This window comes from Wolbachia endosymbiont (group B) of Apotomis betuletana (genome assembly GCF_947250475.1).
In the GTDB taxonomy this organism is placed as follows: Bacteria; Pseudomonadota; Alphaproteobacteria; order Rickettsiales; family Anaplasmataceae; genus Wolbachia.
The window spans coordinates 108,166-123,135 of sequence record NZ_OX366320.1; the positions used below are offsets into that span (position 1 = coordinate 108,166).

Sequence of the window (14,970 nt, forward strand, 5' to 3'; positions counted from 1 at the left end):
AGATTGATTGTTATATATTTATTAAGTTTGTAAGGGTGAATGATATGTCAGATAGTAATAAAGAGAAAAAAAAGAAATTTGCCGATATGGTCAGTAAACGAAAAGGGGATGATCAAGAAGATCAGCAAACAGGTGATTTAAGTGAAGAGCTTAATATATTAAAAGAACGCGCAGTTCAGCTTGAAGATCATTTACGTCGCGCTGTTGCGGATAATGAAAACGTTAAACGTATAATGCAAAAGCAAATTAGCGATGCAAGTGATTATGCAGTCACAAAATTTGCACGTGATATGATCGACTCTTGTGACAATTTAAAAAAAGCAATGGAAAACTTGAAAGATGATGATCCTATTCATGAAGGAATAAAAGTGGCGCACCAAAAGATTGTGAGTGATCTAAAAAAACATGGAATAGAAGAAATAGATCCAATAGGTAACTCTTTTGACAGCAATTTACATCAAGCTGTTGTGGAAAGAGAAGATAATGAAAAAGAGCCTGGCACTATTGTAGAAGTACTACAAACTGGTTATACAATTAAAAATAGGTTGCTTCGTCCTGCAATGGTTATTCTTTCTAAAAAATCTGCTGATTGCGAAAGTAACTAATAACACACTCAAGGTATGGAAGAAGTTGTCTTCTCAGGTATTCAGCCAAGTGGAGTATTACACTTGGGCAATTATCTTGGTGCAATTAAGCAGTGGATAGGCTTGCAGGATAAATATAAATCTCTTTTTTGTGTTGTTGATCTGCATGCAATCACAGCAAATAAGCTTCCCGCAAATGAATTAAAAAATAATATTTTTAAAGCAGCAGCAACTTATATTGCATGTGGAATAGATCCGGAAAAGTCGATTATTTTCAATCAATCCGCAGTTAGTGGTCATGCAGAATTGGGCTGGCTGCTAGGGTGCTATACACCAATTGGTTGGCTTAATCGTATGACTCAATTTAAAGATAAGGCTGGAAGCGATAGACAAAAAGCTTCTCTTGGGTTATATAGCTACCCAGTACTTATGGCTGCGGATATATTGCTGTATCAAACTAAATATGTTCCTGTTGGCGATGATCAAAAACAGCATTTAGAACTTGCACGTGATATTGCATCAGCTTTTAACAATCATTATAAATGTAGTCATTTCATCATACCTGAAATCTTAACTTTGGATTGCACATCAAGAATAATGAGCTTAAGAGATGGAGCAAGCAAGATGAGCAAATCTGATTCTTCAGAATACTCATGCATTAACCTTGACGATACAGATGACTTGATTGTCAAGAAAATAGAAAAAGCAAAAACAGATTCAATTCTAGGCTTTGATTTTGCTACTTTAAAGTGCCGTCCAGAAGTAAACAATTTGGTAAACATTTATTCAGTGCTTAGTGATTTAAATGTGGAAAAAGTGTGTGAAGAAGTGAATAAACATGATATGAAACACTTTAAAAAAGAGTTAGCTGGCTTAATCATCAGTGTTATATCACCCATACGTGAGAAGTTGAACGGTCTTTTGAAGGATCAGCTCCATTTACATAAAATATTAAAAGAAGGTACAGAAAAAGCAGCAGAGATTGCAAATAACAATATAAAAAAGATCAAGGATATTATAGGGTTTGTTCAATAGGTTACAACTATTTCTTCCCATGGCTTTCAAATCGTGCAGCTATTTTCTTTACACTAACATGAGTGAGAAGAGGTTTTTTACTAACCGGAAGTTTAGAATCGGACTTTGCTGTTATGGGGTTCATTTTAGATCTTTTATTTCCTACCGGAAATGAGTGAGATTGGGAGGCAGTTTTTTGCGATGGTGCAGGATCTTTCTTCATACCGATATCTGCTTGTGTTGCAGGGGTGGCTTTGCTCTTAGCAACTTGATTTTGCTCAAATTTTCCTACTATTGACTTTACTCTACCGTCCTTCTTGCTATTTACTTTTTCTTTTATAATAACCGCTTTTACTTCTGATGCTGCTTTATCAGCAGATTTTTTCAGGATTGGTTTACTTTCAGCTGATTTTTGCGAAGTCACTTCTACTATTATTGGTTTCGTGCTCACTTGTTGATCAACAATATCTAGCCTTTTAGGATTTGACAGTATTTCAGATTTATCTTCTTTAGTTTCTTGCCTAATTTCTTGATTGGTAGCGTTTAGCGCTGGTGGCTCTGGAGCCTGTCTCTTTTTATATCCTCTTCTTGTTCCTGCATTTTTCTTAGGTTTCGTTTTGTGAGTTGGCTCCTTTTTAGCTAACTTTGAGTCTTCCGAATCTTTTGTTGAAGATTTACTGCTTTTCTCTTGATAATTTGATATTTCCTCATGTCCAGACTCTTCACTTAATGAACTTTCATAGCCTGAATCTTCAGGAGATACATTCTCTATTTCTGGTTTAAAGTGTACCTTTTTTGAGGCAGTAGGAGGTGGCGGAGGTGCTGTTGTTGGCCGTTTTATTCTCTTCATAACTAATTTTCCTACCGGCTGTTTTCCTTCTTGCAGCTTAGGAGTATCTTCCTTCTGCTTTGATGTCGTTTTATTTTCCGTGCTTACTTCGTATGATTTATGTTCTTTATTGCCTTTTCCACTCTGTTTCGAATCTAAAATTTCTTTAAGTCCTTTCTTGAATAGATTAATTGTACTTAAAATATTTGTGTATTCGGCTGCTTTTTCTATAGTGAAACCTGATAATTCATCACCAACAAAATTTTTTATGTCATTATCATTAGTTGGAATATCTTTTCCCAAGACTCTATCTAATATCCCTTTTAATGTTCCAATAAAACCGAGTGGCTTTGTGCTCAAAGGTTCTACATAATTATTCAAGTCGCTATATATAACAAATTTGGCTACATCTTTTGCGTTGTTTGTAAAATTCTTCAGAGCTTGAGATAAATCTTTCAGTGTTTCATCATATTGTTCATTAATTTTTTTTGTATCCTTCAGCTTTATGACTCTTATCAAAGAATTGAGATTTTTATCATAATTGTCACTTTTAAATAGATCACTCATACCAATTACTGTTTATCGTTTACTTAAATATAAATTCAAAGTATTAAGACCGAGTAAATGTTATATGACTTATCCTCTGACTCATAAACGCTTGCGTTCCTTAATGTGCAAAAAATTTCAATAATCTTCAATCAGCAATAGTATAGAAATCCAAAAAACAAGTAGCTAACACTGGAATCTAGGAATTATGATTGGGCACAAGTTGATGAGTATAGTTGTTTTATGTTGAAATACAGCATTTATGGAAAGATTAGATGTCAGTCTAGAATGACACCCTTTCTGGAAAACTCGGATTACAGTGTTTGTATAACTTAATAATTAGAAACTAAAGGAGTTCTTTTTTAAAAAACTTAAGTTATACTTATAAGTATTTGATATCTTTTGTAGTGATTATGCTAAGTCTAAGCTGCCTTTATGGTGATAATGCAGAATTTGTAGAAGAAATGTATAGCCGTTATCTGCAGGGCGATAAATCAATCGGGGAGGATTGGAATAGGATTTTTTCAAGCAATTTAGAAATGAATAAAACGGAAGCCTGCAATGCACAGCACGCAGTCAAGTCGGATGATTCAATTTCTAGCTTAGCAAATTTCTTCAGATCTTACGGTCATTTTTTTGCGGACTTAAATCCATTATCACCGCATGTAAATAAAGAAATAGATTATCAGAAATATTTGAATATCTCTCCAGCGTATGATGCTGAAATATATAGAGATATTTACTGCAAGAACATCGGGTTTGAATTTATGCATATTTCCTCTTATGAGGAAAGAGTGTGGCTGCAGGAGAAAATTGAAAATCAGGTCTATACGCTAAGCCCTCAGGATAAAAAAGAAATACTAAGGCACTTGATTGAATCTGAGATGTTCGAGCAATTTCTCCATATGAAATTTCCTGGATATAAGCGTTTTTCTATCGAAGGTGGGGAGTCAGCCATTGTTGCAATTGAAAGAGTTATTAGTGATTCTGCAGCTTTTGGTATTGAAGAAATAGTTCTTGGTATGGCCCACCGAGGACGGCTTAATGTTCTAACCAAAGTTATGGGGAAAGAATATGCGGCAATGCTGTCTGAATTTCAAGGCAATCTTGCATACCCAAGTGGTCTTGAGGTATCTGGTGATGTCAAATATCACCTTGGTTACTCTTCTGATCGAGCACTTGCTGGTGGTAAAAAAATACACTTAAGTTTATGTCCTAACCCATCTCACCTTGAGGCGGTAAATCCAGTTCTAGCTGGAAGAGTAAGAGCGAAGCAAAATATAAGATCTGTGCTTGGAGTGTCAATTCATGGTGATGCAGCTTTCATCGGGCAGGGAGTGGTTGCTGAAACCCTGACTTTGAGCAACATTGAAGGTTATACAGTAGGTGGTATCGTGCATATTGTTATTAATAACCAAGTTGGTTTTACCGCCAACCCATCCTGCGCACGCTCATCTTTTTATTGCACTGATGTAGCAAAATCAATAGAAGCTCCAATATTTCATGTTAATGGAGATAATCCAGAAGCTGTGAGTTTTGTTGCGAATTTGGCAATGGAGTATGTGCAGAAATTTAAAAAGGATGTGGTGATTGACATAATATGCTACCGCAAATATGGCCATAATGAAGGCGATGAGCCAAATTTTACTCAGCCACTTATGTATAAAGCAATATCAAAGCATAAAACTCCAGGCACGCTGTACGAAGAGAAGCTGACTGCAGAGAAAGTGCTAGGTAGCGATGAAGTAAGTAAATTACGCAGCGAATTTAGAACAAGATTAGATAAAAGCCTTACTGAGTCAACGACTTATACTCCGAAGAAAGCTGACTGGTTTGATGGAGTGTGGTTAAAACTCAGGAGAGCAAAGTTGAACGATTTGAGTGAATATTATACGGACTCTGGTGTTTCACCAGATGAGCTAAAAAAATTAGGTGTACACATAAATAGCAATATTCCAAGTAGTTTTAATCTCAATAATAAAGTCAGAAGAATACTTGATGGCAGAATAGACAGTATAAATTCCGGTAGCAACATAGACTGGGCAACTGCTGAAAGTCTTGCATTCGCGTCATTGCTTAAAGAAGGAATAGGAGTGCGCTTGTCAGGACAAGATTCTGGTCGCGGTACCTTCTCGCACCGTCATTCAAGACTTGTTGATCAAGTAACAGAAGAAACGTTTATTCCACTGAACAACATAAGTGAGAAGCAAGCTCGCTTTGAAGTTATAGATAGCGCACTATCTGAGTATGCTGTGATGGGTTTTGAATATGGATATAGCCTTGATTCTCCTTATTCACTTGTGCTCTGGGAAGGGCAGTTCGGTGATTTTGCAAATGGCGCGCAAATTATGATCGACCAATTTATCTCATCTGCAGAAACAAAGTGGTTGCGGTCAAGTGGTCTAGTTTTACTTTTGCCTCATGGTTATGAAGGGCAGGGGCCTGAGCATAGTTCTGCTCGTATAGAGAGGTTTTTGCAGCTCTGTGCAGAGGATAATATGCAGGTGGTTAATTGCTCTACTCCTGCGAATTATTTTCATGCTTTACGCCGACAAATTAATCGAGATTTTCATAAGCCTTTAGTGGTGTTTACACCTAAATCACTATTGCGTCATAAAAGCGCAGTTTCTAACCTTTCTGACTTTGAAGGAAAATTTCTTACGGTAATTCCAGAGTGTAGAAAAGGTTTAGTTGCAAGTGATAAAATACGTAAAGTTGTAATATGTAGTGGTAAAGTTTATTACGACATAATTGAAATGCTTGAAGCACAAAAAATAAACGATATAGCAGTAGTGCGTTTAGAACAATTTTATCCATTCCCGGCCGATAAACTAGGCAGTGAACTTGAAAAATATAAGAACGCTGAAATTACATGGTGTCAAGAGGAACCAAAAAATATGGGAGGATGGTTCTTTGTCAACCCATTGATAGAAGAGGTATTGTCTGGCCTCAATGCTCAAGCAAAAAGACCTAAGTGCATTGCAAGACCTGCTGCTGCATCTCCTGCATGTGGTTATGCTAATGTCCATGCTCAACAACAAGCAGAAATTTTGAAGCAAGTTGTGCATGTACAATTGTGCAAACACTAAATGGCAATTGGTCAGGCTCATTAATTGTACCTAGATAACTTATAGCAATAAAAAAATTTCCATATCACAAAGAAGATTTTGGCAAGCAAAACTAGTTTACAGATTCTTAAACTTTATATTCTATAACTAGAATAAATTTTAAGGAGTATTTTATGAGTAATAATAACACTTTTCCATTACAATCCCATGCTATTACAAAAAAAGAAGAGAGACCAAATTCTCGAATAGAACTTAAGGTTGAAAATGACGAGCTTATTGATGTCAAAACAGGTGAATCTACTGGCAAAAATTATGAAGAATGCTTTAAAGTTATGCTAAAGAATAAAGATAATATTACACTTAACCAATACGATAGGCTTGAAGGAGAGTGCAATGATAGTGAATGCCAAGCTTGTATGGATGCATTTAATGCTGCTATAATAACAGTTACCTGGATTGAAACTTAAGACGTAAAGGTAGAGAGGCATTTTTAAGAATAAAATAAATGGAGTCAGAAAAATCAGCGAATATATTTTCGAATATTGTGCTTAATCTGAAATCAATAGTGCTCAATAGAATTTAGACATAGGCTCGTTGAGCCTATGTACACCCAGATAACTTACAGCAACCCTCGATAAATATATGGTTGATTACTGAGGCTTAGCATTGCTTATGGTAGCCCACTTAATTTATTTCACTTCCACTAAGGGAATATTATTCCAGCTGTTGCTGCCATAGTTATCAATAGAAGCGTTTAGGTAATCTGTATCAAATCGTACTGGTACATCAAATTCGAAGCTTGCGGTGATTATTGTACCTTTTGCTGGTGGTTTCATAAATGCTATTTCTCCAGTTGAATAATTCACTGAATATTTTTCTGTCTTTTCACCATCTAGGTAAATTTTTATTGTATCATGCACTGGCTTTTTAATAGTTCGTGTATGCTTGTCTTTTCCACTTATGTAAGTTTTCATCAGTTGAAAGATCGTTTTTTTATCGTCTCCTATGCCAATTTCTTGATTGATAACTGTAAAGTCTGACCAATCCTTAAAACGAAACCCTATTGCTTTACCTTTTCGTGCCTGAAAAAATGTTATGAGTTCTGTTAGCTGCTCGTTTGACCTAACTCCATAAGCTATGTTATACCTGGCACGTGCACGAGACCAATTAATATTGCGCTGCTCACAACCATTATGAGTTGTTACAACGTCAGTCGAAAATTCAGGTCCTCCAGTAGAGCCATAAGATATATTTTCTGGAAATCTAATTTCTGTAAATGACATATGCCCTCCTGTAAAAATAAAATTGAGTTGATATAGATGAAGTAGGAAAGATCTTAAATTTTTGAAGCTGCTTTATCAATCAGGCTATAAATTTTAAATCCCGTTTCTTCTAAAAAAGTAAAGGTGTTGTTTTCTCCTACCTTACCTTTCAGTTCGTTAATGTCTTGATGACTCTGCGTTAACTGATATACACAAACACATGCAATGGCTAAAGCAACTCCAGCAAGACATGCTAAAGGAATTGGTTGAGTAAAAACAGCAGCTATAGCAGATGCTGTGAATGCTATAGCTGTTATTACAGTAGTTATGCTATAAATAGCTTCGCCTCTGTAACTATTGATTAATTTCTTTTGTATTTCCTCTTGTTGTGTTTTTTGCTCGTGCGGATGAGAAATAGTAATTACTGTATCCGTATGAATTGGCTCACTAGCGCTGGTATTAATTCTCTCTTTTTGTGTTTTTTGTTCTTTATGATCTTGCGCAATTGCTGCTTTGCTAGTTCTGATATTATATTGTTCTTCTTGCTTTGGTTGCTCAGAAGCAGGAACTCTGTTACCTACTTCAAGAATTTCTTTACTGGAATTTTTTTTCATATCCTTAGAAGTTTCACTCAAGATCTTTGCTGTATTTTCACAAGTTTTACTGTGTGTTTTTTCTAACATTGCTTCATGATTTTGTGAATTTCTTTCACCAATACTTCTGTTAGCAGCTCTTTCTTTTAGTGGTTTCTGCTCTGATTGATTAGAAATAGGAGTGCTTTTATTCGAAAAAATCGGCTCACTAGTGCTGCTTTTTTGTCGTACTGGTTGCTCAGAAGCAGAAGCTTCTGTAACCTCACCAAAGATTTCTTCATTAGAAACTGATTGATTTTCTGTTATATCAGAAGGGATTTTGCTAAGAAGTGGCACAAAATGCCTCATGTAATTCACTACTCCTACAGTTTTTTTGCTACTATCTATCTCTAGTTGATTGAGATCTATATCTTGTATAAAAACTGCTGGATCATCATCATGTGCTGTAATTTTAGTTCCCGTAACTTTTTGACTACCTTCCTCTATTGAATAAATATAAAGTTCCACTTTGTACTTGTCGCATATCATTCTCCCTTCAATCTCTGGACGACCCCATATAGGTGAAGAATCATTTCTTGTAGCCATATTCTTAATGTTTTTTAAGTACTGACGAAAAGTCTTCTCTTCATCTATTATATTCATTTTAGTTTTTGGATCCTGTATAGGACCATGTGGACCTTCTAGCGCAGCAAAGTAGCCACCAATAGCAGCGTCTTTTATTACTGCTTTATAGGTCCAACTATCTTGTTCACCATGTTGCTCAACATAATCTGCGCAGTCTTTTCTTAATGATTTTGCAGTAAAATAATGACCAGGTTTTATATTTAGCTCATTCAACCCTTGAGCCACAGAGTCAAAAAAGCAATCCCCTGTCTTTATAGCAGCCCCGATTTTTAGTTCTCTAGGATAAGTACTCTTTAAATTATCCAATAAATTACTTGGTTTTTTCTTTTCTTCGATTTGTTGAAAAAGAGCAATTGGTTCTCTGTTGAAATTTTTCATGTTATAACTCCAAAATAATAATTGTATTTTAATAGATTAATCAGCCTAGGAAGGCTAATTACTTAAGGTCGTGCTATGTTGCAAGCAAACATCACCTATTCTTCTTGAACTAATATGTAGCATATACATATTGTTACTTAGTATATCTTAACTATACTTAAACTCTCTTATGCTGTCAAGCAGGAAATTTATTAATCTTTTAACCCATTCACTTTTTTGCGTAATATATTCAAATCAGTTTTTCCTACAAAAAGACTATCTCCTATTATCAAAAAAGGTGTACCGCCTACTCCCAACTCCCTTACTAAAAGTTTACTATTGTTTATCATGTGCTCAATTTTGTCTGCATTATTTTTCATAGAGTTATTAAAATCTTCCTCGTTAATCCCTATACTTTTTACTATATCCAATATAGTTTCGTCTGAAAATTCTCCTCTGTGATCTAGTGCAGCATAGTGAAAATCTAAGTACTTTTCTTTATCGATAAAATAAGTTGCTAAAGCACCTTTTGCTGCCTTTAAGGAGTTGTTACCAAGTATTGGAGCATCCCTAAAGATATATTTAATTTTGCCATCATTGATCAACTGTTTTATGTCATTCTTTATTGCCTTACAATAGCCACAAGAATAGTCAAAGAACCCTACAGCTATGACATTGCTATTTTCATTTCCTGAGTAAGGATAAGTGGAGTCGAATATTTCATTTTTATGCTGAGAAATTTTATTTTTGGTTGCATTAGCATAACTATTTTTAGCTGACTCTTCCTGGAGAGCTTTTAGAACTCTATCAAAATTTTTACTGATGTAATTATCCAATCTCTCACCTATATAATCATCATTTAAGTTCTGACTGCGGTGTGAAAGCCAATTGTTTATTACTGGTAAACTTGCTACTGCAAGTATAAAAATCAATAAAAATGGTATCTTAGACATATACTTACTTAAAGAATACAAATATTAAAGAAATGCTCAATGTTAAAACATTTTTATCAAGAAATGCAAACTTTATATATGTTATATCAGAGAATCTGGTGATATTAAGTAACGAAAACTTGTGTAGAATAAGGCATTTGAGAAATTTAAGCAATCCTTACCGCCGCGTATAACAATTGTAACCGCGGCGGTAAAAAAGTTGATTATTTTATAACCGCCGCATATAATGCTGACAAACACGGCGGTGAATTATATGAGCGAACCAATAATTGGTAGAGAGAAAGAAATAGCCATTCTAGAAAATAAGCTTCTTCCCTAATCAGTTGGCTGTTTGTATTGTAGGTGGAATTGTACAAGTCTAGTAAAATAATTTTTCAGTAAATGTGGTGACGTAATGAAATTTCTAAAAACTATCTTTAACTTAGCATTACTAGTATTTTTCATGTCTACTATAGCTGAAGCAAGGTGGAGCAAGTACGAAGATGCTTCTGTTGAGGTTAAGTTTTCTAATGTTAACATTAATGTTAATAGAGATGGTACCTACGAAACGGAAGTAGAACTACAAGCAAAAATACTCAAGGAATCCGGACGTGATAGGTTCTCTCTATACAGTCTTGTTTACAATGATGATAGTGCAGATTTTACTGTTTTAGAGGCTAAAACAACTTACAACGGAGAAGAATATATAGTAACTGAAGACATGATGGAGGATAAACCGCTGGCTAGCCCTAGCAAAGGTTTCGATCAGTTAAGGCAAGTAACCATCTCATTCCCTAAAATAGAAATTGGTACGGAAGTATATTTAAGATATAAGCAAGTTAACAAAAAGGTTCCCGTTGATAATTTTTATGGCTTGAGCTTTTCGTATTATGGGGATTATTTACAAGCAGAAAATACTAAAATCAATTCTGAATTGCCTCTAGAGATTAAAGTTAATGATCCAAGAAGCGTATTAGAGATTGCTGAGGAAAAAAAGGATGGTGTACATTATATAAACATTACCTTAAAGAAAGCAGTTTATGAAAACACAATAAATGAGCCACATAATGGAATATTGAATACAAAACACAACACTTGGGTATCATTGTCGAGCCTATCTAAATGGGATGATTTAGCTAAAAAATTAGCTCCTGGATATCATAGCGTCATTAATCAGCCACTTCCTGCAACTTTTATAGCTATAGCAGAATCTGCTGCCAATAAAAATACTGATGAGGAGAAAATTAATGCAGTCACTTCTTTATTGAATGAAAAAGTTCAATATATGGGAGATTGGCGCACAGTCTCAGGAAAATATTTTCCACGAGATTTAGAGAAAATTGCTGATTCTCAAGTCGGGGATTGCAAAGACTTTTCTGCTAGCACGGCTGCTATTCTGCAAAAACTTGGTTATAAAGTTCAACCTATTTTAGTTATGAGAGGAACTACTAGCACTTCTAATCCTGAAGCATTACCTAATATGGGTAATTTTAATCATGTGATGCTCAAAGTAACAAATAGAGGTGGGAAAATATATTGGATCGATCCAACTAATACCGTCAGTATGGCACAGGGTATTTTTCCAGACATTGCTGATAGGAGTGCTCTAGTACTGGATTCTGAGGAAGCAGATTACATAAAGATTCCTGCTGTACAAGGTGAAAATTCAAAAGTGATATCCCATAGTGAATTAACTATAGAAGATAATGTTGTAAATGAATATGGCCAGCTTACCGTGCAAGGGGAAGCAGCCTTAGGCTTAACAGGTGTTGGATTATATTATTCAGATGAGCAATTAAGAGATTCTGTTTTTCGTATGATTAGTGGAGTATATCTTGATGAAGAAGAAAAGAAGTTCTTAGAATTGCCTGACCTTACCTTGCGTAATGTAGAGGATCTGACAATTAAATATGAGTTCCAGCAAAAAAATAAGATTTTCAAGACAAATCTAGGGCCGGCTTTGAATTTAGGAGATAATTGGCTTAATGATGTTGTCAATACAGCTTCTGACCAAGTGTCAGACCTTTTTATTGGTGTTCCTAAAACTAAGGAAAGCCATATGATAATAAAAGATATCAAAATTAAAAATTGTGAAAATTTGAATTTTGAAATAAATTCTCCTTGGTTATATGTAAATAGGTCGTGTAAATATCAAAATGATGGAACCGAATTTAGCAATTTAATAACCATAAAGAAAAGTTTTATTACCAATGAAGAGTTAAAGACTGCTGAATATAAAAACTTAAAAAGCGAATTGGAGAATAATTTTTCTAGAGCCTCTATAATAATAAGTGAATGAGTTGTGCTGGGAAAAGCACTTCTTAAAAGGCTTAAAATTTTTAAAATATGTACAATAACTTACGCGACTTCATCAGAGCATTAGAAGAAAAAAAAGATCTAATTAGAATTAAAAAAGAAGTTTCAACTATTCTTGAAATGACAGAAATTCATCGTAGGGTTTTGTCAAACAAGGGACCAGCTATCATCTTTGAAAATGTTGTCACAGAAAATGGCAAAAATTCAATTCCCGTTTTAGTGAATTTATTTGGTACTATTGAGAGAATTGCATTCGGACTTGGTATAAATTCTGATGAATTAAGGGATCTGGGTAAACTTCTAGCATTTTTGCGATCACCTGAGCCGCCAAAAACCTTAAAAGATGCTGTGAAAATGTTTCCTCTACTAAAAGTTGTATTGTCGATGCGGAGCAAAGTTGTGAGCAAAGCCCCATGTCAAGAGCTGGTGCTAACTGGGGATAAGGTGGATCTTAGTTTGCTACCTATTCAGACATGCTGGCCAAACGAGCCTGCACCGCTTATCACTTGGCCACTTGTGGTAACAAAAGGACCAACAGCAGACAAGCAAGATAATTTCAATCTTGGAATATATCGTATGCAGGTTGTGAATAAAAAAACGACTCTCATGCGCTGGCTTGCACATCGTGGTGGTGCAGGTCACCATAAACGGTGGAAGGAGAGGGGGCAAAATATGAAGTTTCCTGCGGCTGCTGTGATTGGTAGCGATCCTGCAACGATTATTGCTGCAGTAACTCCGGTGCCGGAGACTTTATCAGAATACCAATTTGCCGGGCTGCTGCGAAAAAAACCACTTGAGCTTGTAAATTGTAAAACTATTCCTCTTCAGGTTCCAGCTCATGCTGAGATCGTTCTGGAAGGATATGTAAGTTTAGATAAGTATAGAGATGAAGGGCCATACGGAGACCATACCGGTTACTATAATGCTGTTGAACAGTTTCCTGAGTTTAACATTACTGCAATTACAATGCGCAAAGATCCAATTTATCTCAGCACTTTCACTGGCAAGCCACCAGATGAACCATCAATTCTTGGTGAAGCACTCAACGAAATTTTTGTGCCGATTCTCACCAATCAGTTTCCGGAGATAGTAGATTTTTATCTGCCTCCAGAAGGTTGTTCATATAGAATAGCGGTAGTGTCGATAAAAAAGGCTTATCCAGGGCATGCAAAAAGAATTATTATGGGCATACTCGCTTTTCTCAAACAGTTCTTATACACCAAATTTATTATAGTTGTTGATTATGATATAAATATACGTGATTGGAAAGAGGTAATGTGGGCAATGTCAACAAGAATGGACCCTGTGCGTGATACAATTACGATAGAGAATGCCCCAATTGATTATTTAGATTTTGCTTCCCCTGAAAGCGGTCTCGGAGGTAAAATAGGGTTTGATGCAACAAACAAACTTCCACCTGAAACCAAACGAGAATGGGGAAGAAAAATTGAAATGAGCGAGGAAATAATAAAGAAAGTTACAGAGAAGTGGGAGGAATATGGGTTGACAGATGATTGAGATATGATGTAGACTACCGCCGTGTATTTAGGTGTGGTTTGTGAGGCTTTTATATCTTTTATTTTTGTCGGCATGTTTTTCTCTGTATTACTATGTGGGTCCTACATTCTCGCCTTGCCCAAAAGCAACAGTTTGCTTCTCACCTGAAGAAGACTGTGCTGTACCGATAATCAGCGAGATAGACCAATCTAAAGAATCTATCTTAGTTCAAGAATATACATTTACTCTTGGAACAGTTGCAAAATCTTTGATTAACGCCAAAGAGCGTGGTGTTGATGTTAAAGTCGTCTTAGATAAATCACAACTCCATTCAAAATATAGTGTCATAAGCGAATTGTTTTCAAATGGAATACCGATTTGGATCGATAATAAGCCAAAAATTGCTCATAATAAGGTAATAATTGTTGATAATCAAAAAGTCATCACAGGATCGTTTAACCTCAGTAAGACAGCTGAAAAGGGAAACGCTGAAAATTTATTAATTATTGAAAATTATCCTGAATTAGTCCAGCAGTATGTGAAGAACTGGGAAATACGAATGTCACAATCCTATCAATATGCTCCCTAGATACTTGATATCAAAAAAAGTCTTTTTATTGATAGATTTAATTTCTTGTGATATAATAAATTAAAAGGTTTTAAGGGGTAGGTAATGGATTACATAAATGATGCTGCTGATAGTTACGCTGCCATTCATGATTTTTTTCAAAATAATGGTGTTGGAGATTACAAAGTTCAATGCAATTATGGTGGTGTACCGTATGCTACTGACGAATATGTACATTCTGGAGACAAATTTTGGAGCAATAATTTTATAGACTCACATTTTGGAAGGGAAATAAAAATGTATCCTCAAAGTGAGCTTTTAGCTAAAGAGTATGCTGGTAATACACTACCGGTTTCAATATCACTAGACAAGGATCTAATAAAAATAAAAGAATGTCAGAAAAAAACTAAATTTGTAGAACTAGAAGGGGAATCAGGTGATATAGTATATGATAAGCAAAAGCATATAAAGTGCTACACGACAAAGTTATCATATGACGATGTTTCTGTTCATAATAAAAACGAAGTTTCAATACTGAATATTAGATATGATATGCCAAATGATCTGAGATACAGTTTAAACATAGCCTTTACAAAGGTTAATGATAATCAACCAGGTTTTTGGCAAAAATTTAAAAATATGTTTTAATAAAGTAGCTTCTCAATCAGGAACATTCTGGTGGAAAATGAATATCTACTTAGTAATGAATTTGGTCAGTAGCTACTAAGTTTTTCTTATAGCTATACAACGAAGGTTTGCTGGTCTTACATTTATTCTCTG

12 protein-coding genes are annotated in these 14,970 nt (G+C 35.2%); 8 read left to right on the forward strand and 4 right to left on the reverse strand.

Annotation, left to right across the window (positions count from 1 at the left end):
- The first annotated feature begins 44 nt into the window (after positions 1–44).
- Both OOK82_RS00495 and trpS read left to right on the forward strand, forming a co-directional pair.
- Positions 45–605: a nucleotide exchange factor GrpE gene (locus OOK82_RS00495; RefSeq protein WP_010402249.1), complete on the forward strand. Its 561-nt coding sequence runs from the start codon at positions 45–47 to the stop codon at positions 603–605.
- 15 nt (positions 606–620) lie between these two features.
- Positions 621–1,619 (forward strand): tryptophan--tRNA ligase, encoded by a 999-nt coding sequence (gene trpS / locus OOK82_RS00500; RefSeq protein ID WP_264686565.1) that lies wholly within the window; start codon positions 621–623, stop codon positions 1,617–1,619.
- Between the two features lie 7 nt (positions 1,620–1,626).
- Here the strand turns inward: trpS and OOK82_RS00505 are convergent, their stop codons facing one another.
- The gene (locus tag OOK82_RS00505; protein ID WP_264704269.1) at positions 1,627–2,994 is read right to left on the reverse strand and encodes a hypothetical protein; all 1,368 of its coding nucleotides are present in this window, start codon (positions 2,992–2,994) and stop codon (positions 1,627–1,629) included.
- 392 nt (positions 2,995–3,386) lie between these two features.
- On the opposite strand from OOK82_RS00505, the gene OOK82_RS00510 reads away from it, so the two are divergent.
- Both OOK82_RS00510 and OOK82_RS00515 read left to right on the forward strand, forming a co-directional pair.
- Entirely contained in the window at positions 3,387–6,062 is a 2,676-nt protein-coding gene (locus OOK82_RS00510) for a 2-oxoglutarate dehydrogenase E1 component (protein WP_264704270.1), read from the forward strand.
- Positions 6,063–6,214: 152 nt separating this feature from the next.
- Positions 6,215–6,508 (forward strand): hypothetical protein, encoded by a 294-nt coding sequence (locus OOK82_RS00515; protein ID WP_264375694.1) that lies wholly within the window; start codon positions 6,215–6,217, stop codon positions 6,506–6,508.
- Positions 6,509–6,730: 222 nt separating this feature from the next.
- Here OOK82_RS00515 and OOK82_RS00520 read toward each other — a convergent pair whose 3' ends face one another.
- The 3 genes from OOK82_RS00520 to OOK82_RS00530 all read right to left on the reverse strand — a co-directional run bounded on the left by OOK82_RS00520 (position 6,731) and on the right by OOK82_RS00530 (position 9,830).
- Positions 6,731–7,324, reverse strand: a complete 594-nt coding sequence (locus tag OOK82_RS00520; RefSeq protein ID WP_010405410.1) for a TIGR02217 family protein — start codon at positions 7,322–7,324, stop codon at positions 6,731–6,733.
- Between the two features lie 53 nt (positions 7,325–7,377).
- A complete protein-coding gene (locus OOK82_RS00525) occupies positions 7,378–8,898 on the reverse strand; it encodes an OTU family ubiquitin thioesterase (RefSeq protein WP_264686562.1) in 1,521 nt (506 codons plus the stop codon).
- 191 nt (positions 8,899–9,089) lie between these two features.
- Positions 9,090–9,830, reverse strand: a complete 741-nt coding sequence (locus tag OOK82_RS00530; RefSeq protein WP_264375692.1) for a DsbA family protein — start codon at positions 9,828–9,830, stop codon at positions 9,090–9,092.
- Positions 9,831–10,224: 394 nt separating this feature from the next.
- Between OOK82_RS00530 and OOK82_RS00535 the strand changes: the two genes are divergently transcribed.
- The 4 genes from OOK82_RS00535 to OOK82_RS00550 all read left to right on the forward strand — a co-directional run bounded on the left by OOK82_RS00535 (position 10,225) and on the right by OOK82_RS00550 (position 14,838).
- Positions 10,225–12,108, forward strand: coding sequence for a DUF3857 domain-containing protein (locus tag OOK82_RS00535; RefSeq protein ID WP_264686561.1), 1,884 nt, complete (start codon positions 10,225–10,227; stop codon positions 12,106–12,108).
- Positions 12,109–12,155: 47 nt separating this feature from the next.
- On the forward strand, positions 12,156–13,643 hold the full coding sequence (locus OOK82_RS00540) for a UbiD family decarboxylase (RefSeq protein WP_264686560.1): 1,488 nt from the start codon (positions 12,156–12,158) through the stop codon (positions 13,641–13,643).
- Between the two features lie 40 nt (positions 13,644–13,683).
- Entirely contained in the window at positions 13,684–14,211 is a 528-nt protein-coding gene (locus OOK82_RS00545; protein ID WP_007301949.1) for a phospholipase D family nuclease, read from the forward strand.
- Between the two features lie 84 nt (positions 14,212–14,295).
- Positions 14,296–14,838 (forward strand): hypothetical protein, encoded by a 543-nt coding sequence (locus OOK82_RS00550; protein WP_064085547.1) that lies wholly within the window; start codon positions 14,296–14,298, stop codon positions 14,836–14,838.
- The last annotated feature ends 132 nt before the right edge of the window (positions 14,839–14,970 follow it).